Genomic DNA, 26,221 nt, shown 5'->3' on the forward strand with positions numbered 1-26,221 from the left:
AAAGTTTTTTAGTTTTTTCATGCGGTTAAAGAGGTTGTTAGAAAACCGGGTAGGCTAGCGTGGTAATGAACCTATCGTTGGTCTAGGGTTCGAACGGCCAAGGTATTGCTTGTCAGCCTGAGCGCAATCATGCGCATGAATATTGAGAGCCAGGAAAGGCTTCGATGAAGTTATTCAGAACAAAGCGTAAACGGCCTGAGGTGGTGGAGATCCCCACCAAACGTCGTCTGCATGTCGGCCATTTGGAACTCGGGATGTACATCTGCGAGTTGGATCGGCCGTGGCGGCAAACGGACTTCCTGTTCCAAGGCTTCCCCTTGCTTAAGCTCGAGCACATCCAGGCGGTGCGCGAACGTTGTGACTACGTGTTCGTTGACGACACTCGCCGCGTGCTGATCGATCAGGGGCAGATGATTGTGCCTTCGGCGACGCCGCTGCGCGTGACGCGCACGATGGCCCGTATTCCGCTCTCGCTTGAAGTGGAGGAAGCGCGCCGAGCCTACATCAGCAGTACGCTGGTTCTGGATCAGGTTCTGTTGGACGTCCAGCAGGGCCGGGCGATTGATACCAAGGCTTGTCAGGCATTGGTTAAGCGAAACCTCGAAAGCATGCTTCGTAACGAAAGCGCCATGCTCTGGTTGACGCGCCTGAAGACTCAGGATCTGTATACGAGCCTGCATTGCCTTTCTGTATCCATCCTGGCAATGGGGTTTGGAACGCACCTCGGGTTGGCCGACGACAAGATCGAGCTATTGGGCATCGCCGGGCTTCTGCATGACGTGGGCAAGATGAAGATCGATCCGGCGATCCTGAACAAGCCGGGCAAACTGACCGAGGAGGAGTTCCAGCACGTCAAGCTGCACCCGACGTTTGGTTTTCAAGCCCTGTGCAGCCAGGAAGACATTCCTGCCGCCGCGGTTCAGGCAGCGCATGGCCATCATGAGCGGTTGGATGGCAAGGGGTATCCGCAGGGGCTCGACCAGTACCAGATCCCGTTCGCGACTCGGGTGATCACTATCGTCGACGCCTTCGATGCAATTACCAGCCACCGTGCCTATGACGATGCACGCCCGATCCAGGCAGCGTACGACGTGTTGCGCAGCAGCGCCGGGCAGCAGTTCGACGAAGCGCTAGTTCATGAATTCATCCGCTGGCTCGGCGTGTTTCCGGTAGGAACATTGGTGGAGCTGCACACGGGAGAGGTCGGGTTGGTGCTGGAGAAGCATGTACAACTGCACCTTAGGCCGAAGGTGGTGGTGTTACGTGATGCGAACAAGAGACCTTGTGAGCCTCGTTATCTGGACCTGTCCCAGCTGACAGTCGATGCCGATGGAACGCCTTACAGGATCAGCAGCGGAATTCCGGACGGCTCCTACGGCCTGTTCATTGCTGACCCGCAATTGCAGACAATCCTGCATCCCGAATTGCTTGCTGTCTTCGAGCTCGAACCGGAGTCGGTCGACGACTGTTAGCTTTTCCCCTTTGCTGCCAGTCGACTGCCAGCCGCGAACCATGACTTATCGGTCAGTCACGATGCTTTACCTCTCGGGTTCTGCTGAGTAACGTCTGCGGACTTTTAACAAGGAATATTCGTCATGAGTGATCTGGTTTCCTACGAAATCGAAGACGGCATCGCCACGCTGACGCTGAATAACGGCAAGGTCAATGCACTGTCTCCGGCGATGCTCGACGCGCTCAACGCGGCTTTCGACCGCGCCGAGCAGGACCGCGCCGTAGTGATCCTTACTGGGCAGCCGGGCATTCTCTCCGGTGGCTATGATCTCAAGGTCATGACCTCGGGGCCGGAAAACGCCATTTCGCTGGTGACCACGGGCTCGAAGTTCACGCTGCGAATGCTGGCTCATCCTTTCCCGATCGTCGCCGCCTGTCCGGGACATGCGATTGCCAAAGGCGCCTTCCTGCTGCTCTCGTCGGATTACCGCATCGGTGTCGAGGGCGCGTTCAATATCGGTCTCAATGAAGTTCAGATCGGTATGACCATGCACCATTCGGGTATCGAACTGGCTCGTGATCGTCTGACCAAGCCGGCATTTCAGCGCTCGGTAATCAATGGCGAAATCTTCGATCCTCAGGCTGCAGTCGACGCGGGTTTCCTCGACAAGATCGTCCCGGCGGACGAGCTGATGGATACCGCCAAAGCGGCGGCGGCCCAGTTGAAGAAGATCAACATGACTGCGCACAAGAACACCAAGCTCAAGGCACGCAAGGCCTTGCTCGAAACCTTGGAGCGGGCTATTGAGCTCGATCAGCAGCATTCGATCGTGCCCTGAAGAGAATTTTCGCCGGACCGCCCATTGCTGGCGGGCCTGCGTTTAAACTGCGCATGCGACGCCCCGCCATGGCGGGGCGTTTTATTTCCTATTCGTGTCGCATCCCAGGAGAGTCCTGATGTCCGCCCCGCACACCCCGGTAGAGCGCGCTGATTTCGACCAGGTCATCGTTCCCACTTTCGCACCCGCCGCCTTCATTCCCGTGCGCGGCCAGGGTTCACGAGTCTGGGATCAGAGCGGGCGAGAGCTGATCGACTTCACCGGTGGCATTGCTGTGAATGTGCTCGGCCACGCCCATCCGGCGCTGGTGGGGGCGCTGACCGAACAGGCCGGCAAGCTCTGGCATATCTCCAACATCTTTACCAATGAGCCGGCGTTGCGTCTGGCCAAGAAGCTTACCGCCGCGACCTTTGCCGACCGGGCGTTCTTCGCCAACTCCGGCGCCGAGGCCAACGAGGCGGCTTTCAAGCTGGCGCGCCGCTACGCGCATAACAATCATGGCGCGGAAAAATTCGAAATCATCTCAGCCGTTAACAGCTTCCACGGTCGGACCTTGTTTACTGTGACGGTGGGCGGCCAGCCGAAATATTCCGACGGGTTCGGACCGAAGATCCAGGGCATCAGCCACGTCCCCTATAACGATCTCGATGCGCTCGCTGCGGCGATTTCGGACAAGACTTGTGCGGTGGTGCTTGAGCCGGTCCAAGGTGAAAGTGGCGTTCTGCCGGCTGATCAGGCGTACCTCGAAGGCGCTCGCAAGCTGTGCGACCAGCACAACGCATTGCTGATCTTCGATGAGGTCCAGACCGGTATGGGGCGTACGGGCGAGCTGTTTGCCTATATGAATTACGGCGTCACACCGGACATCCTGACCAATGCCAAGAGCCTTGGCGGTGGCTTCCCGATCGGCTTGATGCTGACCACTGATGAAATCGCTGCGCATTTCAGTGTTGGAACTCATGGCACGACCTACGGTGGCAACCCGCTGGCCTGTGCAGTCGCCGAAGCGGTCGTTGATATCGTCAATACGCCCGAAGTGCTGAACGGTGTGAAGGCACGGCACGAGCGCTTCAAGCGTGGTCTGCTGGAGATCGGTCAGCGTCATGGACTGTTCAGTCAGGTCCGCGGCATGGGCCTGTTGATCGGCTGCGTACTCGACGACGCTTGGAAAGGTCGCGCGCGGGAAATCTTTGACGCGGCTGAGCGTGAAGCGCTGATGATCCTGCAGGCCGGTCCCGATGTGATCCGCCTGGCTCCGAGCCTGATTATCGAAGAGGCCGATATCGCCGAAGGCCTTGCACGTTTCGAGCGCGCCGCGGCAAAACTGAGCCAGGCTTAAGGCATGACTCCTGAAACCGGCAGGGCCGTTATCTGCGCTGCCTCTTTTTCCTTACCGAGGTTCCGACCATGAGCGACAGCCTGCAATTGATCCTTGAAGACGTAGACGGCACCCAGTTGGAGACGTCCTGCACCCGTTTCGCGGTGATGTGGCAGGGGCGGGAGGTCTGGATTCAGCAAGTCGGCAACAATCAGTTGATGATCGGTGTCGACGTGGAAGACGGCGACACCGAGTATGCCAATCTGCTGCTGCGACCGCTGGCGACCAATCTGGTCAGCCTTGAGCTGGAAATGGAACCGGTCGAATCCGCTGACGACGATCATGTGCATGGACCGGACTGCAACCACGACCACTGACGGGCCTCGACATGCTGGCGCTGGGCCGACTGCTGGAGTTGACGCTTGCCTGTCGAGTGCCGGCTGAGCGCGAGCAGTTCACCGCTGAGGGCGCCCGGCTGCGGTGGCTGGGCGAGGGCGCCTTGGAAGTCACGCCTGCGGGCGGCCAGGATTCAGGGCTCGATCTGGTGCTGTCGGCGGGCGTTCATGGCTGCGAAGTCATCCCGATTGAACTGCTTGATCGCTTGATACAGGCGGTCGCGTGTAACGAGATCCGCCCGCGTGCGCGGCTATTGCTGTTGTTCTGCAATCCACCCGCTATGCGCCAGTGCATGCGCCGGATCGGCCAGGATCTGAACCGGCTGTTCTGCAGCAAGCACGCAGCAAGCGAGCCAAGCGACGAGACACGCCGCGCCGCGCAGCTGGAGGTGTGGGTGGCGGCGTTTTTCCAGGAACCTGGCCGGCGGCGCTGGCATTACGACCTGCACTCGGCGATGCGTGAATCGATGCTGCCGCAGTTCGCCGTCTGTCCGTGGGTCGACGGGCGCGAAGTCTCCACGCAAAGCTTGATACGTCTGCAGCACGCTGGGGTTGATGCGGTGCTGGTGCAGGAGAAACCCTCCGGAACCTTCAGTGCGCATACAGCGACTCGGCATGGTGCCGAGGCCTTTACGCTGGAGATGGCGGAGACGCACAACGGTGTCTGGCCTGATTGCCTAGATCAGTTTCTCCAGGCCGTACGGGACTGGATCGAAGCATCTGAGCCTGCCCAGCCAAACCCGACGCTACGACCGTTGCAGAAGTTTCGGTTGGCGCGCGAGATCATCAAGCGCAGCGAGAAGTTCGTCTTGCGCCTGCCGGCAGATATCGAGAATTTCACTCCGCTGCCGCTTGGCAGCTTGCTTGCTGAAGATGACGGCTGCGTCCGTTGGGTAGTAGAAGAGCAGCATGCGCGGATACTGTTCCCGATTGCGGACGTTGCGATTGGTGAGCGTGCCGGGTTAATCGTCGTGCCCCGTGACTGAGCTGCGATCAGTTTTGATCTGTTGGTGGCATGCTTGCCCCAGGCGAAGCGCTGGGGTCTGAAAGCCGGAACGCCGCCAGCCGCCGGGCGCGCGAGCCTTTATTCCCAACGGCTCGGGGCCGGTTCTGCTTTTGTCTTGGTCGAGCGCGCCTTCCACGTTAGCGAGTTTGGAGCGGTTATCGCGGCGAGGCAGGCGTCGGGTTAAACGCCTGTCCGTGGATTGTCGAGCGAGTCGTTACCGGTCACCGTTGCGGTGCCGGTGGCAGCCTGTGCATTGGTTCTCAGGCGCACGTCATCGGCCTCGCTGCGTTCGAGCGGCATGCTTCGCGAGTTTCCCTCGGCCATTCCGGCCTGTTCGTTCACCTCGCTGAGCATGCGCTTGGCTTCGCACTGACCGGAAATGCCCCGCGCCAAGGCCGCTCCGCCTACGGCTAGCTGCAGGACGCCACCCAAGCCGCCGCGCCCAAGGCCTTTGCCGAGGAAGTACAGGCCGCCGATGATCGATGCAGCGCGCTCCCAGCCGTGCACGTTCTGTGAGGCATGGTTTGAGGATGTCCTGAACATGGGTAATCACTCCGAATTGATGGTGTGATAAGTGACCCCGTCGCTCCGGCGCTGTTCCTACCGTGGGTCGGCGAACCTGAGCGCAGGCAGCGGAACCACGGCACGCTTTGGGCCTGGATTTTCTAGCGAGGCGTCATGCCGAATACCTTGAGCAGGAAGGCGTATTCCAGCGCGACATCCTTCAGCGCCTGGTAGCGCCCGCTCATGCCTCCATGCCCAGCGCCAAACTCTGTTTTCAGCAGCAGCAGGTTGTCATCGGTCTTGTGCGCGCGCAGTTTGGCTACCCACTTCGCCGCTTCCCAGTACTGCACGCGGCTGTCGTTATAGCCGGCCACCGCGAGAATGGCCGGGTAGGGCTGGCTGCGCACGTTTTCGTAGGGCGCGTAGGTCTTGATGCGTTCATGCACCTCAGGCTGATTCGGGTCGCCCCATTCGTCGTATTCGGTGACCGTCAGTGGCAGATCAGCGTTGAGCATGGTGTTCAGCACATCGACGAAGGGCACTTCGGCGATAGCCGCACCAAACAGCTCGGGACGCAGGTTTAGCACGGCGCCGATCAGCAGGCCGCCGGCGCTGCCACCGCTGATAGCAAGTCGACTCGGTTCGGTATAGCCGTCGGCAATCAATTTTTCGGCGCAGGCAATGAAATCGTTGAAGGTATTTGGTTTGTGCTCCAGTTTGCCGGCGCGGTACCAGGCTTCGCCGAGATCACCGCCGCCGCGCACATGGGCGATTGCGAAGATGAAGCCGCGGTCGAGCAACGACAACCGGGCATGGGAAAACCAGGGGTCCAGACTGTGACCGTAGGCGCCATAGCCATACAGATACAGCGGAGCGGGTTTGCCGAAACTCTTGCGGCGACCGACCAGGCTGACCGGTATTTGCGTGCCGTCCGCCGCGGTTGCCCATATGCGCCTGCTCTCGTAGGCATCGGCATCGAACGGGCCTTCGACCGGCGTCTCCTTGAGCACCTGCTGCTCGCCGTTGGCCAGGTCCAGCTGGCGAATTTGCGCAGGGCGGTTCAGCGCCTCGTAACGCAGCCGGATCACCGGGCTGTCGAACTCAAGCGAGTTGTGTACGTGCAGGCTGTAGGCCGCATCCGGCAACTGTACGCGGTAATGAAACCCTGCCGCGGGGCGGACCTCTATAATTGGCAGCCCCGCTTCTCGCAGGCTCAAGGTGATCGCGCCTGAGTTCAGGCTGACATACTCGAGCATCACCGAATCGCGATGCTCGATCAGTCCCTGCCAGTGTTCACGTTGTGGTGCGCGCTCCGGTGCATGGTACAGCGCGAAGTTGATACCCGCCTGGTTGCTGCGAATCAGCCAGCGCCATTCGCCGTCGAGCACGCCATGGTCTGGGTAGTACTCATGATCTTCCTGACGCGGAGCGAGACACACCCAGTCGCCTTCGGGCTCATCCGCTGACAGCACCCAGGCTTCGCTGGTGGTTTTGCTGTTGGAGAGGATTACGAGCTGCCGCTCGGAGCTTGCGCGGTAGCAGTGCACGAAATAGCGTCCGTCCGGGTCGTGGTAGACCTCGGTGCGCTCGTTGTTGTCCAGCCGATGACGGTAAATTTTGTGGGGGCGGTGGGTGTCGTCCAGCTCACCGAAGAACAGGGTTTGGTTATCGTTGGCCCAGGTCATGCTGCCGTCGCAGTCTTCGAAGGGCAGTGCAGTCACTTCGCCGCTGCACAAATCCTTGACGAACAGCTGGTAGATCTCGTCGCCCTGGGTGTCGAGGCTGTACGCCAGCTTGCTGTGGTCCTGGCTGACGCTGAATGCACCCAGCGACAGGAAGCCTCCCGCCGCCAGCTCGTTGGGGTCGAGCAAGAGTTGCTCGCTACCTTCATCCACGGCGAACGAGCCCTCGGCCGGGCGCGCGCAGCGGTAGTGGCGCGGATACTCATCGCCAGCCGTGGTGCGCTGGTAATAGAGCCATGGTCCCCAGGGGGAGGGCAGCGAAAGGTCGGTCTCACGAATGCGGCCTTTGATTTCGAGAAACAGTGACTCGCGCAGTTGGGCTTGGTCAGTCAGCTGTTCTTCCAGATAGGCATTTTCTGCCCTCAGATAATCGAGCACCTCGGGTGCGTCGCGATTCTCCAGCCACTTGTATGGGTCCTGGCCTGTATCGACGCGGGAAATGGGGGCAGACATGCGTAACTCCTGGAGCGCGGCTGCGAACTGGCGCAGCTGAACGAGATTTGGATGTAGGCGCTGAGTGTACAAGCAAGACAAGCTGGTTGTGACGCTGGTCGGGGGATGTGGTCCATCAGGAACAGCAACTGGTGATCAGCTGTATGAATGCCCCGCCATGTGAGGAAAGATGCGTTTGTCCATCGCCGACGTGGATGGCCTTGGCTAGGCTCTGGGGTCTTGAAGTGGATGAAGCACCTTTATGGTTTGGCCAGTCGATTGACATTCGGATCTTTTTCAAAGAAGGTGTGCTCACCCAAATCAAACGGGCGTATGAATCGAGCGTTTGCCACGCAAATGCCGTCAGCCCGGTTTATCGTGTCGGTGGGTGTCGTTTCACTGTCTAGCAGTGACGGTCTTCGGGCCGATGACGTGCGACACGTAACGTTCAGCTTCCATACCGTGGAGATCAGTTGATGATTTACGAAGGTAAAGCCATCACGGTTAAGGCTCTTGAGAGCGGCATCGTCGAATTGAATTTCGACCTCAAGGGTGAGTCCGTCAACAAGTTCAATCGCCTCACCCTCAACGACTTGCGCCAGGCAGTCGACGCCATCAAGGCGGACGCTTCGGTCAAGGGCGTCATTGTTACCAGCGGCAAGGATGTGTTCATTGTCGGTGCGGACATCACCGAATTCGTCGATAACTTCAAGATGCCCGATGAGGAGCTGGTCGCCGGTAACCTCGAAGCAAACAAGATTTTCAGCGATTTCGAAGACCTCGGTGTCCCGACTGTCGCTGCCATCAACGGCATCGCACTGGGCGGTGGTTTCGAGATGTGCATGGCCGCTGACTACCGCGTCATGTCCACTGCTGCCAAGGTTGGCCTTCCAGAAGTGAAGCTGGGCATCTACCCAGGTTTCGGCGGTACCGTTCGCCTGCCGCGTCTGATTGGGGTTGATAACGCTGTCGAGTGGATTGCCTCCGGTAAGGAAAACCGTGCTGAAGATGCGCTCAAGGTTCGCGCCGTAGATGCCGTCGTTGCTCCCCAGCAGCTTCAGGCCGCCGCGCTGGATCTGGTCAAGCGCGCCATCGCTGGCGAGCTGGACTACAAGGCCAAGCGTCAGCCGAAGCTGGACAAGCTAAAGCTCAACGCCATTGAGCAAATGATGGCTTTCGAAACCTCCAAGGGCTTTGTGGCCGGTCAAGCGGGCCCGAACTACCCGGCCCCGGTCGAAGCGATCAAGACCATCCAAAAAGCCGCCAATTTCGGCCGCGACAAGGCGATCGAAGTCGAGGCCGCTGGCTTCGTCAAACTGGCCAAGACCTCTGTTGCGCAGAGCCTGGTCGGTCTGTTCCTGAGCGATCAGGAGCTGAAGAAGAAGGCCAAGGCGTATGACAAGCAGGCCCGCGATGTAAAACTGGCTGCCGTTCTCGGCGCCGGCATCATGGGTGGCGGTATCGCCTATCAGTCGGCTGTCAAAGGCACGCCGATCCTGATGAAGGATATCCGCGAAGAAGGCATTCAGATGGGCTTGAACGAGGCCTCCAAGCTGCTCGGCAAGCGTGTCGAGAAAGGTCGCCTGACGCCAGCCAAGATGGCTGAAGCGCTTAATGCGATTCGCCCAACCATGTCCTACGGCGACTTCGGTCACGTCGACATCGTGGTCGAAGCCGTTGTCGAAAACCCGAAGATCAAGCAGTCGGTGCTGGCCGAAGTGGAAGGCCTCGTGCGTGACGATGCCATTATCGCCTCGAACACTTCGACCATTTCCATCAGCCTGCTGGCCCAGGCGCTCAAGCGTCCGGAAAACTTCTGCGGCATGCACTTCTTCAACCCGGTGCACATGATGCCGCTGGTGGAAGTCATCCGTGGTGAGAAGACCAGCGAAACCGCGATCGCCACCACCGTTGCTTACGCCAAAAAAATGGGCAAGAGCCCGGTCGTGGTCAACGATTGCCCGGGCTTCCTGGTCAACCGCGTGCTGTTCCCGTACTTCGGCGGCTTCGCTCGCGCCATCGCCCATGGTGTGGACTTCGTCCGCGCTGACAAGGTGATGGAGAAGTTCGGCTGGCCGATGGGCCCGGCCTATCTGATGGACGTCGTCGGCATGGACACCGGCCACCACGGCCGTGACGTGATGGCTGAAGGCTTCCCGGATCGTATGAAGGATGAGACCCGTACGGCTGTGGATGTGATGTACGACGCCAACCGTCTCGGCCAGAAGAATGGCAAAGGCTTCTATGCCTACGAGATGGACAAGAAGGGCAAGCCGAAGAAGGTGGTCGACCCGCAGTCCTACGAGCTGCTCAAGCCGGTCGTCAGCGAGACGCGTGAGCTCTCCGACGAGGACATCATCAACTACATGATGATTCCGCTGTGCCTGGAAACGGTCCGCTGCCTGGAAGACAACATCGTCGAAACCGCTGCTGAGGCCGATATGGGCTTGATCTACGGCATCGGCTTCCCACCCTTCCGCGGTGGTGCGCTGCGCTACATCGATTCGATCGGTGTCGCCGAGTTCGTGGCGCTTGCCGACAAGTATGCCGACCTGGGCCCGCTGTACCACCCGACTGCGAAGCTGCGTGAGATGGCCGCTAACGGCCAGCGCTTCTACGGCTAAAAGGCCTTTGAAAGCGTAGCGAGCGAAGGCAGGGTAGCGAAACCCTGCCTGGCGCAGCCGCTTTCACTGGGCTTTCCTAATTGAGGAATAGAGACATATGAGCCTTAATCCGAGAGACGTCGTTATTGTCGACTTCGGCCGTACCCCGATGGGTCGTTCCAAGGGCGGCATGCACCGCAATACCCGCGCCGAGACCATGTCTGCGCACCTGATCGATGGCTTGTTGGCACGCAATTCCAAGGTCGACCCGGCTGAGGTTGAGGATGTGATCTGGGGCTGCGTCAACCAGACCCTGGAACAGGGCTGGAATATCGCCCGTATGGCTTCGTTGCTGACCCGTATCCCGCATACCAGCGCCGCGCAGACTGTCAGCCGCTTGTGCGGTTCGTCCATGAGCGCTTTGCACACCGCCGCTCAGGCGATCATGACCGGTAACGGTGATGTTTTCGTCGTGGGTGGTGTCGAGCACATGGGCCACGTCGGCATGATGCATGGCGTCGACCCGAACCCGCAGCTGTCGCTGCACGCTGCCAAGGCGTCCGGCATGATGGGTCTGACCGCTGAAATGCTGGGCAAGATGCATGGCATCACCCGCGAGCAGCAGGACGCTTTTGGTGAGCGTTCGCATCGTCTGGCCCACAAAGCGACCGTCGAAGGCCTGTTCAAGGATGAGATCATCCCGATGGAAGGCTACGACGAGAACGGTTTCCTCAAGGTCTTCGACTACGACGAAACCATTCGTCCGGAAACCACCCTGGAAAGCCTGGCGGCGCTGAAGCCTGCTTTCAACCCGAAGGGCGGCACCGTGACTGCAGGTACCTCATCGCAGATCACTGATGGTGCTTCCTGCATGATCGTCATGTCGGCACAGCGTGCGCAGGATCTGGGTATTCAGCCGATGGCGGTGATTCGCTCGATGGCGCTTGCCGGTGTCGATCCGGCAATCATGGGTTACGGTCCGGTGCCGGCGACTCAGAAAGCGCTCAAGCGTGCCGGTCTGACGATGGACGACATCGACTTCGTCGAGCTCAACGAAGCCTTTGCCGCTCAGGCGTTGCCAGTTCTGAAGGACCTCAAGCTACTCGACAAGATGGAGCAGAAGGTCAACCTTCATGGTGGCGCCATTGCGTTGGGTCACCCGTTCGGTTGCTCAGGTGCGCGTATTTCCGGCACTCTGTTGAATGTGATGAAGCAGAACAGCGGTACGCTGGGCGTGTCCACAATGTGCATCGGCCTCGGTCAGGGCATCACCACGGTGTTCGAACGCGTCTAAGCTATTTGCCGGCACGGAAACCGGGGCCTTGTGCCCCGGTTTTCATTTTTGATGAGTGATTTTTTCAGAGGCAGTCGAGATGCAAGTCACGCCAGGCCGTTACCGCCATTACAAAGGCCCCGAGTATCGCGTATACGCAGTTGCTCGACATTCCGAAACGGAAGAGTCAGTGGTCTTCTACCAGGCGCTATACGGCGATTTCGGGCTATGGGTTCGTCCGCTCTCGATGTTTACCGAAACGGTAGAGGTCGACGGCGAAACGCTTCCCCGTTTTGCCCTGATCGAAGCCGAGCCGACTCGTTTTTAGGCACTCTGTGCACGAGCTGGCTTAACCCCTGCGCTTGACCTCGGCTCCATCGCCACTATATATAGCGGTGCTTTCAGACCGAGTGAAGTTTATTTCCCCTCGGTTCAGGACGATAAACCCTGCCGGGCAGCCAGGCTGCCAATGGATTTAGGCCATGGGTGCGGACGTTTTCCGGAGCAATTGACTGCTCTTGCAGGCTGGTTACGCTGCTTCGCTTCTTTGCTGGCAAGCCGGGTGACGTTCCGACGTCGGGCCGCTTCCGGTTCAACAATCTCAGTTCACCTCTCGATTCAGGAACTCTCCTCTCCATGGGTAAATCGCTGGTCATCGTGGAATCACCGGCCAAGGCCAAGACAATCAACAAGTATTTGGGTAACCAGTACGTGGTGAAGTCGAGTATCGGCCACATCCGCGACCTTCCTACCAGCGGTTCTGCCAACAAGGAGCCGGTCAAGCGCGGCAAGGCGGCCGCTGCCGAAGCGCCTGCCTTGTCACCGAAAGAAAAAGCCAAGCGTCAGCTGTTTACCCGTATGGGCATCGATCCGGAGCATGGCTGGAAGGCGAAGTACGAAATCCTGCCGGGCAAAGAAAAGGTCATCGATGAGCTTCGTCGGCTGGCCAAGGAAGCCGACACCATCTATCTCGCGACCGACTTGGATAGAGAGGGGGAAGCCATCGCTTGGCATTTGCGCGAGTCCATCGGCGGTGATGATGGCCGCTACAAGCGCGTGGTGTTTAACGAAATCACCAAGAAGGCGATTCAAGAGGCATTTTCCAAACCGGGCGACCTGGACATCAATCGCGTCAATGCTCAGCAAGCGCGGCGTTTCCTCGACCGGGTTGTGGGTTACATGGTCTCACCGCTGCTCTGGTCAAAGATTGCCCGCGGGCTTTCCGCTGGCCGAGTTCAATCGGTTGCCGTGAAGCTGGTGGTGGAGCGTGAACGCGAGATTCGAGCGTTCGTTCCCGAAGAGTATTGGGAAGTACACGCCGACCTCGGCACGAGCGGTAATGCCAAGGTCCGCTTCGAGGTCTCCCGTGAGAACGGCGAAGCCTTCAAGCCGCTCAACGAAGCGCATGCCATGGCCGCGCTCGAGCAGCTCAAGGACTCCAGCTACAGCGTCAGCAAGCGTGAGGACAAGCCGACCAGCAGCAAGCCGTCTGCGCCGTTCATCACCTCGACCCTGCAGCAGGCGGCGAGCAACCGTTTAGGGTTCGGCGTGAAGAAAACCATGATGATGGCCCAGCGGCTCTATGAGGCTGGTTACATCACCTACATGCGTACCGACTCGACGAATCTGTCGGCAGATGCGCTGACCATGGTTCGTGGCTTCATCGAAGACGAGTTCGGCGGCAAGTACCTGCCTGAAAAGCCCAACTTTTATTCCAGCAAGGAGGGTGCTCAGGAGGCGCACGAGGCGATTCGTCCATCGGACGTCAATCTTCGCCCTGCACAGCTGACCGGTATGGAGCGCGACGCCGAGCGTCTCTATGACCTGATCTGGCGTCAGTTCGTTGCGTGCCAGATGCCACCTGCCCAGTATCTGTCGACGAGTGTGACAGTCACTGCTGGCAACTTCGAGTTGCGGGCAAAGGGCCGCATTCTCAAGTTTGACGGTTACACCAAGGTCATGCCGCAGCAAAGCAAGAGCGGCGAAGACGACGTGCTGCCGGAGATGAACAAGGGCGATGGGATGAAGCTGATCAAGCTCGATCCGAGCCAGCACTTCACCAAGCCACCGGCGCGTTACTCTGAAGCGAGCCTGGTCAAGGAGATGGAAAAGCGCGGCATCGGCCGTCCGTCGACCTACGCGGCGATCATCTCGACCATCCAGGATCGTGGCTACGTCTCGCTGCACAACCGCCGCTTCTATTCCGAGAAGATGGGCGACATCGTCACTGAGCGCCTGTCAGAAAGCTTCAATGATCTGATGGACTACGGTTTTACCGCCGGCATGGAGGAAAACCTCGACGACGTTGCTCAGGGCGAGCGTGAGTGGAAGCATGTGCTCGATGAGTTTTACGGTGACTTCCGTAAAAAGCTTGAGCTAGCGGAGGCTAGCGAAAACGGCATGCGTGCCAACCAGCCGACGCTGACCGACATTCCATGCAAGGTTTGCGGTCGGCCGATGATGATCCGCACCGCGTCCACCGGTGTCTTTCTCGGTTGCTCTGGCTACAGCCTGCCGCCCAAAGAGCGTTGCAAGTCGACAGTCAACCTCATCCCTGGCGATGAAATTGCCGCTGATGATGAAGGTGAGTCCGAGTCCCGAGTGCTACTGGGCAAACATCGTTGCCCGATCTGCAGCACGGCGATGGATGCCTACCTTCTCGACGAAACCCACAAACTGCACATTTGCGGCAATAACCCTGATTGCACGGGTTACGAAATCGAAGAAGGCCAGTACCGCATCAAGGGCTATGAGGGACCGAGCCTGGAATGCGACAAGTGCGGCAGTGAAATGCAGCTCAAAACGGGCCGCTTCGGCAAGTTCTTCGGCTGCACCAATACCGAATGCAAGAACACGCGTAAATTGCTCAGAAGCGGTGAGGCCGCCCCGCCGAAAATGGATGCGGTGAAGATGCCTGAGCTTAAATGTGAAAAGGTCGACGACACCTACGTGTTGCGTGACGGCGCGTCCGGTTTGTTCCTGGCCGCCAGCCAGTTCCCAAAGAACCGCGAGACCCGCGCACCACTGGTCTTGGAGCTGATCCCCCACAAGGATGAGATCGACCCTAAGTATCACTTTCTGTTGACGGCGCCTCAGAAGGACTCAGAAGGGCGCGCGGCGGTGATCCGCTTCAGTCGCAAGACCAAGGAGCAGTACGTTCAAACCGAGGTCAATGGAAAGCCGACCGGCTGGAAGGCGTTCTTTGATGGCGGCAAGTGGAAGGTAGAGGACAAGAGCACCGGCAAGTAACTGGCAGCCGCGAGTCGGAACCCGGTTTTTCACGGGCTTCGACTCGTAGCGTTTCAACTCCTGGGAGACCGTCGCCATGGCTCATGAGCTGTACACCCGCACCAACCAGAAAATCTACTTCGCCGGAATCGCACTCGAAAACTGGCGGCGGGTCGAGGAGGACGGCGCGATGAATGCGCCTGGCCTTATCCAGGCCGAGCGCGAAGCGAGCCTTTTTCATCTGTACGGCGCGTTGCTGGGGCTGTGTCACGAGATCGCCGGTTACTATCGTCTATCTGGAGCCAGCGCACCGCGTCCAGAATTGCTGCTGGTGCCTTCAGCACAGGGCCGATCATCGAGCCCGGAACTCGCCGAGCTGATCGAGCTGGCCGAGCATTCCGAAACATGGTTGGCGCAACTGCTGAAAGCGCACTCGGAACTGTTCGAGCCGCCTCGTGCACCTGCCAAGATCAAGACCGATCCAACGATGCCGTTGATCGAGGCGGTCAGTGTGGAAGAACAGGTGCCAGCATTGGCGCGGGAAGAGCTGGAGTCCTGGCGACGCAGTTTGAAAGAGCTGGCCTTACGCTTTCGCGAATCGCTTACCGAGTGGTAAGCGGAATGAGCGTGCAACGGAATGAAGCCTGCGATTGCATCAGCTGCGTTGCTTGAACCCTAGGGCCAGAGCAATGCCGCCGAGAATCGCAAGGCCGGCGACCAGCAACTTTCCGGTCAGGGGCTCCCCTAGCAACAGGCTCCCCGCCAGCGCTGTAAGCAGCGGCACGCTCAGCTGCACGCTGGCGGCCTGGATAGCTCCGAGGCCGGGGAGTGCTGCATACCAGATGGCATAGCCGATGCCAGAGGTCAAACCGCCGGACAGCAGCGCATAGATCACTCCGGCGCTGTCCCACTCCAGGCTGTTCATCGCTAGCAGGCATAGCAAGATGACGATTGGCAGGGTGCGAATGAAGTTGCCGGCGGTTGCGGCCAGCGAATCCGCCACCCCCTTGCCCAGTAATGAATAGGCTCCCCATGCCGCACCTGCCAGCACCATCAGTAGCGAAGCCGATAGCGGGGGTGCACTCGTTCCGGGCAGCAGAAGTGCCACCAAGCCAGCTCCCGCCAAGAGCATTCCGACAGTCTGTCCCCGATGCAGGCGTTCACCGTGGAGCATTCCCCAGGCGATCATGCTCAACTGCACGGCCCCGAACAGCAGCAGCGCACCAGCACCCGCATCAAGGTTGAGATAGGCATAGGAAAACGAGACTGCATAGGCGAATAGTGCAAGGGCGCCGCGCCAACTGCCTGAGGACGAAGAAGGCCGTTTGCGCATATATACCAATAGCCACAATGCCAGTGCTCCGGCAAAAAGGCGCAGAGCTGTGAAGCTGGCCGGATCGATCTGACTGTCACGTAGTGCTGCACGGCAAAGCAGAGAGTTACCGGCGAAGGCAAGCATCGCCAGCGCGGTCAGCAGCAGGGTTCTTAGCGTCATTCTAGGATCCGATCCAGGATTGGCCTCCATCCTACTGTGCCGCCGCGTTACTGCGCATCTGCTTCCTGCCTGCGCGAGACTGTGCGGTGATTCAGTATTGCGTCTTGGCAGCTAGCCCCAAAGGCTGCCGGCAGGCTGGTCGGCTGTTACAATGCGCAATTTTCAAGGGGAGCATGCCCATGCCAACGTCTTTTCTGGAGATCGTCGAGCTACCCGACGGCAGCATTGTGCTGCGTCGCGCCGAAGACGAAGGCGTATTGGTCACGCTGGATTTTTCCGATGATGCCAAGGCGTTCCTGCAAGGTCAGCATGTCGAGATTGCCAAGGCAATGTTCAACATTGGCGTGCAGATGGCGGGTCGGGTATCGGAAGGTGACTTCGAGCGGGAGGAAGAGGGGCCGCGCGTGCTGCATTGAGACTTGGAATGCCTAGTTGCCTTTGCGGCACCTGGCGGGTTTCGGCACATCCTTATGCCGATAGCTGGGGCGTATCAGTTACCCAGACGTATATTCAAACTTTGTGCATTACCCTGAGCGGCCGCTACACGAAGCTTCAGTCGGCCCGCCTTGTCGAGTCGTGGGAACCAGGTAATAACCGTGTGGCTACAGCCTGACACCAATGCCTTGCATCCCAGTTCAAGGGCAGTCTGACTTTCGCGGGCTTGGAGCAACAGGATACGGTCACGATTCAGCCCGGTTTCTCGCAGCCAACTCTGTGAAATCGATACAGGTGGAGCAATTAAGGTGAGCCAGCGCGTATCTGCTGCCTCACTGAGATCGCGCAGTATGGGAGCGAGCAACTGGCGGCAGTGATCCCCGCTACCGGTCAGCATCATTTCGCTCAGGCAGTCGTCGGCAGGCTGTGGTGTGTGAGATACCTCGCCGAACGGTGTCAGGCGATGCGCGATCAGCCCTTCGAATAAGGAAAGCTGCGGGGGTTTGCCGGCGGTGGGGTGCGGATGGTACTGCATGAACCTCTCCTTAGCGGCGTATTACGCCGACGCTCAAACCTTCGATAACCAACTCTTGCTGTTCGAGATCAACTTCAATAGGCGCAAACTCGGAATTTTCGGCGAGGAGCCAGACCTTGCTGCCTTCACGTTTGAAGCGCTTAACGGTTACTTCGTCATCGATGCGGGCCACGACTACCTGTCCATTGCGCGCTTCACGCGTGGTATGGACCGCGAGCAAGTCGCCATCGAAGAGGCCGATATCCTTCATGCTCATACCGTGCACGCGCAGAAGATAATCGGCCTTTGGCTGGAAAAATGAAGGATTGATCTGGCAAGATTCTTCCACATGCTGCTGCGCCAGGATTGGCGCACCGGCAGCAACCCGGCCGATTACCGGTAAACCGTTATCCTCAACAGCCGGCTCGAAACCCGGAATACGTATCCCGCGAGAGGCGCCGGGCGTCATCTCGATGGCTCCTTTGCGAGCCAAAGCCTTGAGGTGTTCCTCTGCCGCATTGGGTGATTTGAAACCTAGTTCGTGAGCAATCTCGGCACGGGTCGGCGGATAGCCGTTGTCTTCAAGGCAGCGCTTGATGAACGCGAGAATTTCCGACTGGCGAGGGGTCAGTTTGATCATCGAATGGGTCTCTGTTCTTTTATACAGTGACTGGAATTATATACAGTGCCGGATGCTTGGCAATCGTTGTTTGGTGGAGCTTCAGTAAGGCATCGGGCGCGCTTTGAATGTTCGGCAGTGTGTTTCGGCGCCATGTCGGTTGACTTGGTGTAGGTTGAAACGTAAGTTTCAAACAGATGTTTGTCAGGGGAGGCGGCATGGCGCAGTCTGAAACAGTCGAGCGTATTCTGGATGCGGCGGAGCAGCTATTCGCTGAGAAAGGGTTCGCCGAGACCTCGCTGCGTCTGATCACCAGCAAAGCGGGCGTCAACCTGGCCGCAGTGAATTATCACTTCGGCTCGAAAAAAGCGCTTATTCAGGCTGTTTTCTCGCGCTTTCTGGGTCCGTTCTGCGTGAGCCTCGAGCGTGAGCTCGACAGGCGAGAAGCGCAGTCCGACAGGAAGGAAAGTCTCGAGGAGCTGCTCGAGATTCTGGTTGAGCAGGCACTGGCGGTGACGCCACGCAGTGGCGATGACCTGTCCATTTTTATGCGCCTGCTCGGGCTTTCGTTCAGCCAGAGCCAGGGCCATCTGCGTCGTTACCTGGAAGACATGTACGGCAAGGTGTTCCGCCGCTATATGCATCGAGTCCACGAGGCCGCTCCATCGATCCCGCCAATTGAATTGTTCTGGCGGGTACATTTCATGCTCGGGGCAGCCGCGTTCAGCATGTCGGGGATCAAGGCGCTTCGGGCGATCGCCGAGAACGATTTTGGCGCCCGGACTTCTATCGAGCAGGTCATGCGCATGATGGTGCCGTTCCTTGCTGCGGGAATGCGAGCCGATTCAGGTGTGGCTGATCCCGGACTGGCCCACGCCCATCCGATTGCCCGGCGTAACGCGCTGGCGATGCCGGCCAAGGGCTAGGGTGCATCCTCAGGGCGCGATCAGCTAAGCTAGCCGCCCATGACTGACCTCGATTTCCTCCACGTTTCGATCGCTGACCAGATGCTCTACGGTTTTACCGGTTCCCGCCTGCGGCTCCGGTTGCCAGTGTCGACTGCGCTTAATGGCGTAGGCGAGCGTAATGGCTCTGGTTGTACGCCGCGAGGCCGCCACCGGGTGCGTGCGCGTATTGGTGAGGGCCTGCCTTCGGGTGCCGTCTTGCGTGGGCGCCGCTGGACCGGTGAGCTTTGGAACTCAGACATGCACGAGCGTTTTCCTGGCCGTGACTGGATACTGACTCGCATTCTCTGGCTCAGCGGCTGCGAGCCTGGGTACAACCGAATGGGCGCGGTGGACACCTTTCGTCGTTACATCTATATGCACGGCACGCCTGATTGTGAGCCCATGGGCGTACCGCTCTCGCATGGCTGCATCAGGATGCGCAATGCCGATCTGCTCGAACTTTTCCCTCGCGTGCCCGCTGGTTGTGCCGTGCACATCGGCGAAGCAGCATGTCCGGGCTGGTCGAGCGCAACACTTATTCAAGGATTCGCCGACTGACATGCAAGGCTCTTTGATGCTGGACGTGGCTGGTACTTGGCTGACCGCCGAGGATCGCCAGCTATTACGCCAGCCGGAAGTAGGTGGGCTGATTCTGTTTGCCCGCAATATCGAAAATTCGCGGCAGGTTGAGGCGCTTTGCCGCGCCATTCGGGCGGTGCGGCCTGATCTTTTGCTAGCAGTTGATCAAGAGGGCGGGCGTGTCCAGCGGCTGCGGCGTGATTTTGTCCGCCTGCCAGCGATGCGAGAGTTTGCCTCGCATGCCAATGCGCTGGAATTGGCTGAAGCCTGCGGCTGGATCATGGCGACCGAGGTGCTCGCCGCTGGACTCGATTTCAGTTTCGCGCCAGTGCTGGATCTCGATCATCAGCGCAGTGCAGTGGTGGGCACACGTGCATTCGAGGGCGATCCGCAACGCGCCAGTGAGCTGGCGGGTGCCTTCATCAAAGGCATGCATGGCGCCGGAATGGCCGCCACAGGGAAGCACTTTCCCGGCCATGGCTGGGCAGAAGCAGATTCCCATGTGGCGATACCGGTCGACGAGCGCGGGCTGGATGAGCTTCGTGGTCAGGATCTTGTTCCTTTCTACAGGCTGGCGAATCAGCTTGACGCCGTGATGCCGGCGCATGTGATCTATCCGCAGGTGGATGACAAGCCGGCCGGTTTTTCCCTGCGCTGGTTACAGGACATCCTGCGCAAGGAGCTGGGTTTCCGCGGAGTGATCTTCAGCGATGACCTGTCGATGGCTGGTGCGCATGTGGCAGGTGATGCTGCAAGCCGCATCGAGGCGGCGCTGTCAGCGGGTTGCGACATGGGCCTGGTGTGCAACGATCGAGCGGCCGCTGAGCTGGCGTTGTCTGCCCTGCAGCGTCTCGGAGTGCGGCCATCACCGGCTTTGGGCAGCATGCGCAGCCGCGCGTCCGACTCTTCGGCGTACAAGCAGGACCCACGCTGGCGCGCCTCCATCGCTGCGCTGAAAGCAGCCGAGCTGATCGTTTGACCAAAGGAACATAGATGACTGTCCACGCCATTATCGGCGGCACCGGGCTTACCGAGCTGCCTGGGCTGACCCTGCATGAAGCGGTGTCCATGGAGACGCCGTACGGGCGGCCGACGGCCGATATTCTGCGCGGCGACTATGCCGGTCACGAAGTGCTGTTCCTCGCCCGCCACGGGTATCCTCACCGGGTTCCGCCGCATCAGGTGAACTATCGCGCCAACTTGTGGGCACTGAAGCGCGCTGGCGCAGAGTCAGTCATCGCTGTGAACGCTGTTGGTGGCATTCATCCGGCCATGGGTGCCGGCCATCTATGTGTGCCGCACCAGCTCATCGATTACACCTATGGCCGCGAGCACACATTCTTCGAGGGCGACATCGAGCATGTCACCCATGTCGATTTCAGCTACCCCTATGACGAACTCTTGCGTCAGCGCCTGATCGGCGGTTTGGCAGCTGAGGGTTACCTATTCAGTAGCCACGGCGTGTATGGCTGCACTCAGGGGCCGCGGCTGGAAACGGTTGCCGAAATCTCCAAGATGGAGCGCGATGGTTGCGATATCGTCGGGATGACCGGTATGCCAGAGGCCGTCCTGGCGCGTGAGCTGGAAATCCCATATGCCTGTCTGGCGCTTGTCGTCAATCCGGCCGCGGGCAAGACGAGCGGGGTCATCACCATGGCGCAAATCGAGGCAGTGCTGGCTGAAGGAATCGTCAAGGTGCGTGCGGTGCTAGCACGCGCGCTGGTTGGTTGAGAGTAAGGACGGTGCCTATTGTCTGGGCAAGCGAGTGGCGCGATGGCGGCAAAGGCACGACGGGCGGATACGCCTGCCAGAACGGTTGCAAAGACGTAGCACGTGGCTGCTAATTTCGCCAAACACCATTGCGGGCGATCCGCTGCTTGCTACACTTGGCCGTCCTTTGGAGTAACGGAATGCTTTGCCACGCACCCATAAAAAGAATATCCAGAACGGTGATGTTGTTGAGTCTGCTGGCCGGCCTTGCAGGCTGTTCAACCTGGTTCAGCAGTGATTTCCGCGATCCCCGCGTTCAACTCAAGAACGTTGAAATCATCAAAGCCAGACTGCTCGAACAGCAGTTCATGTTGCGCTTTCGGATCGACAACCCCAACGAGCAGAGCCTGCCGGTTCGCGGCCTGGTCTATACGGTGCATCTCAACGACATCGAGCTGGCGAGCGGTGAGTCCAGCGGCTGGACAACCGTTCCTGGAAACGGCTTCGAGTATTACGAGGTGCCGATCCATACCAATCTCTGGCGGCACATGAAATACATTGTGCGTTTGCTTGAGAAGCCGGACCGTCCCATCGCCTATCGTCTGGATGGCGAGTTGAAAACCGGCCTCATGCTCGGGCGGCGCGTGCACATCTCCACCAATGGCGAGATAATCCCTGGCAACTTTATCCCGGAGTAGCAGCACCGATGAACCACGAAGCCCACGTGCACGGTCCCGATTGCAACCACGATCACGACCACGCGGACCACGACCACGGTCATGTCCACGGCCCGCATTGCAACCATAGCCACGATCCGGTGCGCAATCCGCTGAAGGATGTTGGTCGGAACGATCCCTGCCCGTGCGGTAGCGAAAAGAAGTTCAAGAAGTGCCACGGAGCCTGATCCGCGCATGACGCCCTTCGCCACACTGTTGCTTATAGCTGCGCTGCTGCTGGTTGTCGTCCTGGCCGGATATGCCCTGCACCTATGGCGCAAGGTGTGGCGCAGGGAGCAACAGCTTGCCGATGTGCAGTTGCAGCAGCACGCAGCGCTAGCCGCGGATCTGCGGGTGCTCGCCGGTAGCCTGCTCGACGAGCAGGTTCCGCTGATCGAAGGTGCGATCCGGATCAAGGTACTGCTGGACAATTACGACACCACGCTAGGCCAGGACCCGCGCTGCCAGGTTTTCCAGGTCCTCTTCGAGGAGACCGCGCAGGTGCCGAGGCATGAAGCCTGGAAAGCGCTGGATCGCTCCGAGCGTCGCCATCATGAAGCCCGCTTCAGTGCGCTCGAACTGCAGCACAAGGCCGAGGCTCGCCGCTCCGCCCGCTGGCTGCTCGATGAAGCGCTGCCAAAGAATCACCAAGCCGCCTGAGCGCGACGGCAGATCACATCCTTTTCATATTCATACTGCCCTGCCTGCAAGGAGCCGTTGATGCCACTGCGTCTGCCGTTTTCTCTGGTTCGCCTGACCTTGAGCGCCGTGTTTGTAGGGGGTGCCCTTGGCGGCTGCCAGGCTTATCTGGACAGTCGTTACAGCGACAGCCTGCCGCCTGCTCACGGCGTCCAGGCGATTACCGGTCTGGACAAGAGTGTGAGCATCCGTCGCAATGCGCTGGGTATGCCGCTGATCGAAACGGCGAACTTTCATGACGCGCTGTTCGGGTTGGGTTATGTACACGCCACCGACCGCCTGAGTCAGATGGTCAGCATGCGACTCATGGCGCAAGGGCGCTTGGCTGAAATGGCGGGGCCCGGTGTGCTTGAGGTGGACCGCTTCATGCGTGCCGTGAATCTTCGGCAGAGCGCTGCGGTGCTGTATCAGCAAAGCTCGCCGCGAATGAAGCGCTTCTTCGAGGTGTATGCCAGAGGCGTCAACGCGTACATCTTCCGCCATCGCAACAAGTTGCCGATGGATCTGGCCGCCGCGGGCTATACACCTGAATACTGGAAGGCCGAAGATTCAGCGCTGGTGTTCTGTTTGTTGAATTTCGGCCTGGCGGTCAATCTCCAGGAGGAAATTGCATCGCTGGTCATGGCGCAGAAAGTCGGTGCGGACAAGGTCGCCTGGTTGCTGCCGACCTACCCCGACGAGGCGTTGCCGTTCGAGGAGGCCGGGAAACTCGAAGGGCTGAAGCTGAGCGGCGATATTGCGGGGCTTGCAGCGCTCGATAGCGCTGCCGCTCAGGTTGCTTCATTGAACATGCTGGGCGTCGCTGCTTCGAATAACTGGGCCATCTCCGGTAGCAATACCCGTAGCGGCAAGCCGATCCTGGCAAATGACACGCACCTGCCGCTGTCGATGCCTTCGTACTGGAACTACGTGCAGATTCGCTCGCCGAAATTCCAGGCTGCGGGCGTGACGATTGCCGGCGTGCCTTCCGTGGTCGCAGGTTTCAACGGCAAGTTGGGTTGGGGCATGACCATGGTCATGGGCGATACCCAGGACCTATTCCTCGAGCAGGTGCGGCGCGAGGGCAGCCAGTTGTTCTACCTGGCCGATGGCAAGTGGGTGCCGGCTCGTGAACGACATGAAACCTTCTTTATCAAGGGCGACCGCCCAGTTCGCGAAACGATCTACGAGACACGCAACGGCCCGCTGCTGAACAGCGTTCTAGGCGAGCGCAAGCATCCTCTGCAGCCGCTGCAGTTGAGCAGCGGCTACGGGCTTGCCCTGAAAACCAATCAGTTCGAGTCTGATCAGACGCTCGATGCATTTTTTGACCTGACCCGTGCCAAGTCCGTGGATCAGGCATTCGAGGCGACTCGTGACATCCGCGCTATGGCTCTGAACATCGTGTTTGCCGATGAACAGAGTACCGGCTGGCAGGTAACCGGGCGCTACCCCAACCGTCGTGAGGGCCTGGGCCTGGTTCCGTCGCCCGGTTGGGAAGGGCGCTATGACTGGGATGGTTACGCCGACCCCATGTTGCACCCCTACGATCAGGACCCGTTGCAGGGCTGGCTGGGGACCGCCAACCACCGCACCGTGCCCAAAGGCTACGGCATGCAACTGTCCAATTCCTGGTACTACCCCGAGCGTGCCGAGCGCATGGCCGAGCTGCTGGGTCAAGGCAAACAGGACACACGTAGCGTTATTGCGATGCAGTACGACCAGACCACGACGTTTGCTGCCAAGCTGCAGACGATGCTGCAGGCGCCGGGTATGGCGGAGCCGCTGAAAGCCGCCGTCGATGCGCTTGCCGAGCCTGAGCGGCGCCGGGCGCGTGAAGCGCTTTCGACCATTTTGCGCTTCGATGGCAAGCTCGCCGCCGGCTCTGCGGACGCCGCGCTGTATGAAGCCTTCCTGATGGAAGCGGCACGCCAGACCTTTCTCGACGAGCTAGGGCCTGAAAGCAGCGCGGCATGGAAGGCGCTGGTGGAGGTCGCAAACGCCTCCTATTCGGCGCAAGCCGATCATCTTCTGGCGCGCGACGACAGCCCGTTCTGGGATGATGTCGGCACGCCGGGTAAAGAAGACAAGCCGGCGATTCTCGCGCGTTCGCTTGCCGCCTCGGTCAGTCGCATGGAAGCCGGCCTGGGCACTGACCGACGTGCCTGGAAATGGGGGCAGCTGCACACATACACCTGGCAGTCAGGCACTACGCAGCTGGCGCCTTACATGTCGACAAGTCAGCGCGCCGGCATCAATGCAATCAGCAGCTATCTGGATCGTGGCCCGGTCGCGGCCGGTGGCGATCACAGCACCTTGAACGTGTCGGCTTACCGCTGGGGCGACAATTTTGATACCTGGCTGATCCCGGCGATGCGGATCATCGTCGACTTCGGTCGCGATGAGCCGATGATCGGGCTCAACAGCAGCGGTCAGTCGGGTAATCCGGCCAGCCCCCACTACGCAGACGGCATCGAGGCCTGGTTGAAGGGCGGCTACATGAGCTTCCCGTTCAAATCCGAGAACCTGGACAAGGTCTACGGTACTCAGCGATTGCTGCTCACGCCGGCGCCTAAATAAGCAGTGACCCGTGGACAAGCGGCTGTGGTGCTGTTGCGCAACACCAGCCGCGGCGCTGTCGTATGCGTTGGGCTACGCGGCGACAATTCGAGCCGGTACGCAGGATATTCCCGAGCGGTCTTGCGAAGGTCTAAGCGAGCCTAGTCGGCTGCTCGAGTCACTTCCAATACGGTGATGGTCGACGGATCGGGGTAATGCCATCGAACCTCGACATCCCAGAGCCGGGTACCGTAACGGCGCTCCGCTGCCGGCATCTGGTAGGCCGGCCTCGGGTCCTGTGCCAGGCATTGCTCGATCAAGGCTTGCAGCGGCTCGCCCAGCCGCGACGCTTCGTTCAGTGCCTGCTGCAGGCTGTTCTCGGTCCAGCGTACGCTGATGAGATTGGGCGCGTCCTCGGCCAAGCCGTTGCGCGCATCCGGGATTGCATCGGCGTAGGGAACATAAGGCTTGATGTCCAGTACTGGCGTCCCATCGAGCAGATCGATCCCCGACAGATAAAGCCGGCCTGGTTCGATTCGGTCGAGCTTTACCACAGACTGCCCGATGCCATTGGGCCGGTGTGTCGCGCGTGTCGCGAAAACCCCAACCATACGATTGCCGCCCAGACGCGGCGGGCGGACTCGCAGGCGGGGTTCGGCCTCCAACGTCTGATGAAACAGAAACAGTAGCCAGACATGGCTCACTTGTTCCAACCCCTCCAGCGCGTGGGGCTGGTCGAACGGTGCGACCAGTTCCAGCACGCCTCGAGCAGCCGGCGCCAGTTGCGGCTGGCGCGGAATGGCGAACTTCTCCTTGAAACAGGAGCGGACGAAGCCGACAGGGGAAACGGAGTAGGACATGCTGATTAGCCAGGCGTGAAGAGCGCCATCTTACCCGTTACGACTGCGGATCGCGCCCGTGCCGAGGCCTGCGCGGTGATCTGCAACGGCTACATGGCCATCTGAAGCTGCGCACAGCTAAGTGATGCTCCATGTTGAGGGAAGGTGCTTCCATGCGGAGTTGCAATAATTCGTGTAGGATAGCCGCCCATTTTTCGAACATAGGCTAGGTTTGTTTTACGGCTGTGCGCGTCACCCTTTCCTAACGCCGCGCTCGTTAGAGCTTTACGGCAGTTTTTGGCGCGTCGCCCCTGACGTAGCCCGCATAAGGCAGCAGC

25 protein-coding genes are annotated in these 26,221 nt (G+C 59.6%); 19 read left to right on the forward strand and 6 right to left on the reverse strand.

The annotated features are described in order from the left end of the window. Window positions 1-164: 164 nt before the first annotated feature. The 5 genes from PSTU_RS0108650 to PSTU_RS0108670 all read left to right on the forward strand — a co-directional run bounded on the left by PSTU_RS0108650 (window position 165) and on the right by PSTU_RS0108670 (window position 4,990). Window positions 165-1,472 carry an HD-GYP domain-containing protein gene (locus PSTU_RS0108650; protein ID WP_019340647.1) on the forward strand — a complete coding sequence of 436 codons (1,308 nt, stop codon included), beginning with the start codon at window positions 165-167 and terminating at the stop codon, window positions 1,470-1,472. A gap of 123 nt (window positions 1,473-1,595) precedes the next feature. After that, entirely contained in the window at window positions 1,596-2,291 is a 696-nt protein-coding gene (locus PSTU_RS0108655; RefSeq protein WP_019340648.1) for a crotonase/enoyl-CoA hydratase family protein, read from the forward strand. Between the two features lie 118 nt (window positions 2,292-2,409). Further along, window positions 2,410-3,630 (forward strand): aspartate aminotransferase family protein, encoded by a 1,221-nt coding sequence (locus PSTU_RS0108660; RefSeq protein ID WP_019340649.1) that lies wholly within the window; start codon window positions 2,410-2,412, stop codon window positions 3,628-3,630. A gap of 68 nt (window positions 3,631-3,698) precedes the next feature. Next, window positions 3,699-3,986, forward strand: a complete 288-nt coding sequence (locus PSTU_RS0108665) for a topoisomerase II (RefSeq protein WP_019340650.1) — start codon at window positions 3,699-3,701, stop codon at window positions 3,984-3,986. 11 nt (window positions 3,987-3,997) lie between these two features. Beyond that, entirely contained in the window at window positions 3,998-4,990 is a 993-nt protein-coding gene (locus PSTU_RS0108670; protein ID WP_019340651.1) for a succinylglutamate desuccinylase, read from the forward strand. A 200-nt stretch (window positions 4,991-5,190) separates the two neighbouring features. On the opposite strand, the gene PSTU_RS0108675 is transcribed toward PSTU_RS0108670, so the two are convergent. Then, complete coding sequence (locus tag PSTU_RS0108675; RefSeq protein WP_019340652.1) at window positions 5,191-5,553, reverse strand: YgaP-like transmembrane domain; 363 nt, start codon at window positions 5,551-5,553, stop codon at window positions 5,191-5,193. 122 nt (window positions 5,554-5,675) lie between these two features. After that, the gene (locus PSTU_RS0108680) at window positions 5,676-7,709 is read right to left on the reverse strand and encodes a S9 family peptidase (RefSeq protein ID WP_019340653.1); all 2,034 of its coding nucleotides are present in this window, start codon (window positions 7,707-7,709) and stop codon (window positions 5,676-5,678) included. A 455-nt stretch (window positions 7,710-8,164) separates the two neighbouring features. Between PSTU_RS0108680 and fadB the strand changes: the two genes are divergently transcribed. From fadB to PSTU_RS0108705, 5 genes are all read left to right on the forward strand, one after another. Continuing rightward, window positions 8,165-10,312: a fatty acid oxidation complex subunit alpha FadB gene (fadB, locus tag PSTU_RS0108685; RefSeq protein WP_019340654.1), complete on the forward strand. Its 2,148-nt coding sequence runs from the start codon at window positions 8,165-8,167 to the stop codon at window positions 10,310-10,312. A gap of 97 nt (window positions 10,313-10,409) precedes the next feature. Continuing rightward, window positions 10,410-11,585, forward strand: a complete 1,176-nt coding sequence (gene fadA, locus PSTU_RS0108690) for an acetyl-CoA C-acyltransferase FadA (protein WP_019340655.1) — start codon at window positions 10,410-10,412, stop codon at window positions 11,583-11,585. Between the two features lie 79 nt (window positions 11,586-11,664). Then, window positions 11,665-11,892 carry a DUF1653 domain-containing protein gene (locus PSTU_RS0108695; protein WP_019340656.1) on the forward strand — a complete coding sequence of 76 codons (228 nt, stop codon included), beginning with the start codon at window positions 11,665-11,667 and terminating at the stop codon, window positions 11,890-11,892. Between the two features lie 308 nt (window positions 11,893-12,200). Next, window positions 12,201-14,813 (forward strand): type I DNA topoisomerase, encoded by a 2,613-nt coding sequence (topA, locus tag PSTU_RS0108700; RefSeq protein WP_019340657.1) that lies wholly within the window; start codon window positions 12,201-12,203, stop codon window positions 14,811-14,813. Between the two features lie 76 nt (window positions 14,814-14,889). Next, complete coding sequence (locus PSTU_RS0108705) at window positions 14,890-15,408, forward strand: DUF6586 family protein (protein ID WP_019340658.1); 519 nt, start codon at window positions 14,890-14,892, stop codon at window positions 15,406-15,408. A gap of 39 nt (window positions 15,409-15,447) precedes the next feature. Here PSTU_RS0108705 and PSTU_RS0108710 read toward each other — a convergent pair whose 3' ends face one another. Then, window positions 15,448-16,287 carry a DMT family transporter gene (locus tag PSTU_RS0108710; RefSeq protein WP_019340659.1) on the reverse strand — a complete coding sequence of 280 codons (840 nt, stop codon included), beginning with the start codon at window positions 16,285-16,287 and terminating at the stop codon, window positions 15,448-15,450. Between the two features lie 179 nt (window positions 16,288-16,466). On the opposite strand from PSTU_RS0108710, the gene PSTU_RS0108715 reads away from it, so the two are divergent. Beyond that, entirely contained in the window at window positions 16,467-16,703 is a 237-nt protein-coding gene (locus PSTU_RS0108715) for a hypothetical protein (RefSeq protein WP_019340660.1), read from the forward strand. 74 nt (window positions 16,704-16,777) lie between these two features. On the opposite strand, the gene sulA is transcribed toward PSTU_RS0108715, so the two are convergent. Both sulA and lexA read right to left on the reverse strand, forming a co-directional pair. Then, entirely contained in the window at window positions 16,778-17,257 is a 480-nt protein-coding gene (gene sulA, locus PSTU_RS0108720) for an SOS-induced cell division inhibitor SulA (RefSeq protein ID WP_019340661.1), read from the reverse strand. Between the two features lie 10 nt (window positions 17,258-17,267). Next, on the reverse strand, window positions 17,268-17,876 hold the full coding sequence (gene lexA / locus PSTU_RS0108725; RefSeq protein ID WP_019340662.1) for a transcriptional repressor LexA: 609 nt from the start codon (window positions 17,874-17,876) through the stop codon (window positions 17,268-17,270). A gap of 197 nt (window positions 17,877-18,073) precedes the next feature. Between lexA and PSTU_RS0108730 the strand changes: the two genes are divergently transcribed. From PSTU_RS0108730 to PSTU_RS0108765, 8 genes are all read left to right on the forward strand, one after another. After that, window positions 18,074-18,781, forward strand: a complete 708-nt coding sequence (locus tag PSTU_RS0108730; protein WP_019340663.1) for a TetR/AcrR family transcriptional regulator — start codon at window positions 18,074-18,076, stop codon at window positions 18,779-18,781. Between the two features lie 39 nt (window positions 18,782-18,820). Then, on the forward strand, window positions 18,821-19,360 hold the full coding sequence (locus PSTU_RS0108735; protein ID WP_019340664.1) for a L,D-transpeptidase: 540 nt from the start codon (window positions 18,821-18,823) through the stop codon (window positions 19,358-19,360). Window position 19,361: 1 nt separating this feature from the next. Then, on the forward strand, window positions 19,362-20,360 hold the full coding sequence (gene nagZ / locus PSTU_RS0108740) for a beta-N-acetylhexosaminidase (RefSeq protein WP_019340665.1): 999 nt from the start codon (window positions 19,362-19,364) through the stop codon (window positions 20,358-20,360). A 14-nt stretch (window positions 20,361-20,374) separates the two neighbouring features. Then, complete coding sequence (locus tag PSTU_RS0108745; protein ID WP_019340666.1) at window positions 20,375-21,112, forward strand: S-methyl-5'-thioinosine phosphorylase; 738 nt, start codon at window positions 20,375-20,377, stop codon at window positions 21,110-21,112. A gap of 179 nt (window positions 21,113-21,291) precedes the next feature. Continuing rightward, window positions 21,292-21,789: an LEA type 2 family protein gene (locus PSTU_RS0108750; protein ID WP_051127875.1), complete on the forward strand. Its 498-nt coding sequence runs from the start codon at window positions 21,292-21,294 to the stop codon at window positions 21,787-21,789. A gap of 8 nt (window positions 21,790-21,797) precedes the next feature. Continuing rightward, window positions 21,798-21,995, forward strand: a complete 198-nt coding sequence (locus PSTU_RS0108755) for an SEC-C metal-binding domain-containing protein (RefSeq protein WP_019340668.1) — start codon at window positions 21,798-21,800, stop codon at window positions 21,993-21,995. 7 nt (window positions 21,996-22,002) lie between these two features. Next, window positions 22,003-22,467 carry a DUF2489 domain-containing protein gene (locus tag PSTU_RS0108760; protein WP_019340669.1) on the forward strand — a complete coding sequence of 155 codons (465 nt, stop codon included), beginning with the start codon at window positions 22,003-22,005 and terminating at the stop codon, window positions 22,465-22,467. Window positions 22,468-22,527: 60 nt separating this feature from the next. Then, on the forward strand, window positions 22,528-25,065 hold the full coding sequence (locus tag PSTU_RS0108765; RefSeq protein WP_019340670.1) for a penicillin acylase family protein: 2,538 nt from the start codon (window positions 22,528-22,530) through the stop codon (window positions 25,063-25,065). A gap of 140 nt (window positions 25,066-25,205) precedes the next feature. On the opposite strand, the gene tsaA is transcribed toward PSTU_RS0108765, so the two are convergent. Further along, the gene (gene tsaA, locus PSTU_RS0108770; protein ID WP_019340671.1) at window positions 25,206-25,904 is read right to left on the reverse strand and encodes a tRNA (N6-threonylcarbamoyladenosine(37)-N6)-methyltransferase TrmO; all 699 of its coding nucleotides are present in this window, start codon (window positions 25,902-25,904) and stop codon (window positions 25,206-25,208) included. Window positions 25,905-26,221 lie beyond the last annotated feature (317 nt).

It is taken from the genome of Stutzerimonas stutzeri SDM-LAC (genome assembly GCF_000235745.1).
Classification (GTDB): Bacteria; Pseudomonadota; Gammaproteobacteria; order Pseudomonadales; family Pseudomonadaceae; genus Stutzerimonas; species Stutzerimonas stutzeri_H.

Bases quoted from the DNA above. Each gene is read 5' to 3' on its own strand.
- PSTU_RS0108760 (WP_019340669.1), top strand. From the start codon at position 22,003: ATGACGCCCTTCGCCACACTGTTGCTTATAGCTGCGCTGCTGCTGGTT.
- PSTU_RS0108715 (WP_019340660.1), top strand. From the start codon at position 16,467: ATGCCAACGTCTTTTCTGGAGATCGTCGAGCTACCCGACGGCAGCATT.
- PSTU_RS0108735 (WP_019340664.1), top strand. From the start codon at position 18,821: ATGACTGACCTCGATTTCCTCCACGTTTCGATCGCTGACCAGATGCTC.
- PSTU_RS0108710 (WP_019340659.1), bottom strand. From the start codon at position 16,287: ATGACGCTAAGAACCCTGCTGCTGACCGCGCTGGCGATGCTTGCCTTC.
- sulA (WP_019340661.1), bottom strand. From the start codon at position 17,257: ATGCAGTACCATCCGCACCCCACCGCCGGCAAACCCCCGCAGCTTTCC.
- PSTU_RS0108670 (WP_019340651.1), top strand. From the start codon at position 3,998: ATGCTGGCGCTGGGCCGACTGCTGGAGTTGACGCTTGCCTGTCGAGTG.
- PSTU_RS0108660 (WP_019340649.1), top strand. From the start codon at position 2,410: ATGTCCGCCCCGCACACCCCGGTAGAGCGCGCTGATTTCGACCAGGTC.
- PSTU_RS0108680 (WP_019340653.1), bottom strand. From the start codon at position 7,709: ATGTCTGCCCCCATTTCCCGCGTCGATACAGGCCAGGACCCATACAAG.
- PSTU_RS0108745 (WP_019340666.1), top strand. From the start codon at position 20,375: ATGACTGTCCACGCCATTATCGGCGGCACCGGGCTTACCGAGCTGCCT.
- PSTU_RS0108655 (WP_019340648.1), top strand. From the start codon at position 1,596: ATGAGTGATCTGGTTTCCTACGAAATCGAAGACGGCATCGCCACGCTG.
- fadB (WP_019340654.1), top strand. From the start codon at position 8,165: ATGATTTACGAAGGTAAAGCCATCACGGTTAAGGCTCTTGAGAGCGGC.
- PSTU_RS0108730 (WP_019340663.1), top strand. From the start codon at position 18,074: ATGGCGCAGTCTGAAACAGTCGAGCGTATTCTGGATGCGGCGGAGCAG.
- PSTU_RS0108750 (WP_051127875.1), top strand. From the start codon at position 21,292: ATGCTTTGCCACGCACCCATAAAAAGAATATCCAGAACGGTGATGTTG.
- PSTU_RS0108705 (WP_019340658.1), top strand. From the start codon at position 14,890: ATGGCTCATGAGCTGTACACCCGCACCAACCAGAAAATCTACTTCGCC.
- PSTU_RS0108695 (WP_019340656.1), top strand. From the start codon at position 11,665: ATGCAAGTCACGCCAGGCCGTTACCGCCATTACAAAGGCCCCGAGTAT.
- tsaA (WP_019340671.1), bottom strand. From the start codon at position 25,904: ATGTCCTACTCCGTTTCCCCTGTCGGCTTCGTCCGCTCCTGTTTCAAG.
- PSTU_RS0108755 (WP_019340668.1), top strand. From the start codon at position 21,798: ATGAACCACGAAGCCCACGTGCACGGTCCCGATTGCAACCACGATCAC.
- PSTU_RS0108765 (WP_019340670.1), top strand. From the start codon at position 22,528: ATGCCACTGCGTCTGCCGTTTTCTCTGGTTCGCCTGACCTTGAGCGCC.
- lexA (WP_019340662.1), bottom strand. From the start codon at position 17,876: ATGATCAAACTGACCCCTCGCCAGTCGGAAATTCTCGCGTTCATCAAG.
- PSTU_RS0108675 (WP_019340652.1), bottom strand. From the start codon at position 5,553: ATGTTCAGGACATCCTCAAACCATGCCTCACAGAACGTGCACGGCTGG.
- nagZ (WP_019340665.1), top strand. From the start codon at position 19,362: ATGCAAGGCTCTTTGATGCTGGACGTGGCTGGTACTTGGCTGACCGCC.
- fadA (WP_019340655.1), top strand. From the start codon at position 10,410: ATGAGCCTTAATCCGAGAGACGTCGTTATTGTCGACTTCGGCCGTACC.
- topA (WP_019340657.1), top strand. From the start codon at position 12,201: ATGGGTAAATCGCTGGTCATCGTGGAATCACCGGCCAAGGCCAAGACA.
- PSTU_RS0108650 (WP_019340647.1), top strand. From the start codon at position 165: ATGAAGTTATTCAGAACAAAGCGTAAACGGCCTGAGGTGGTGGAGATC.
- PSTU_RS0108665 (WP_019340650.1), top strand. From the start codon at position 3,699: ATGAGCGACAGCCTGCAATTGATCCTTGAAGACGTAGACGGCACCCAG.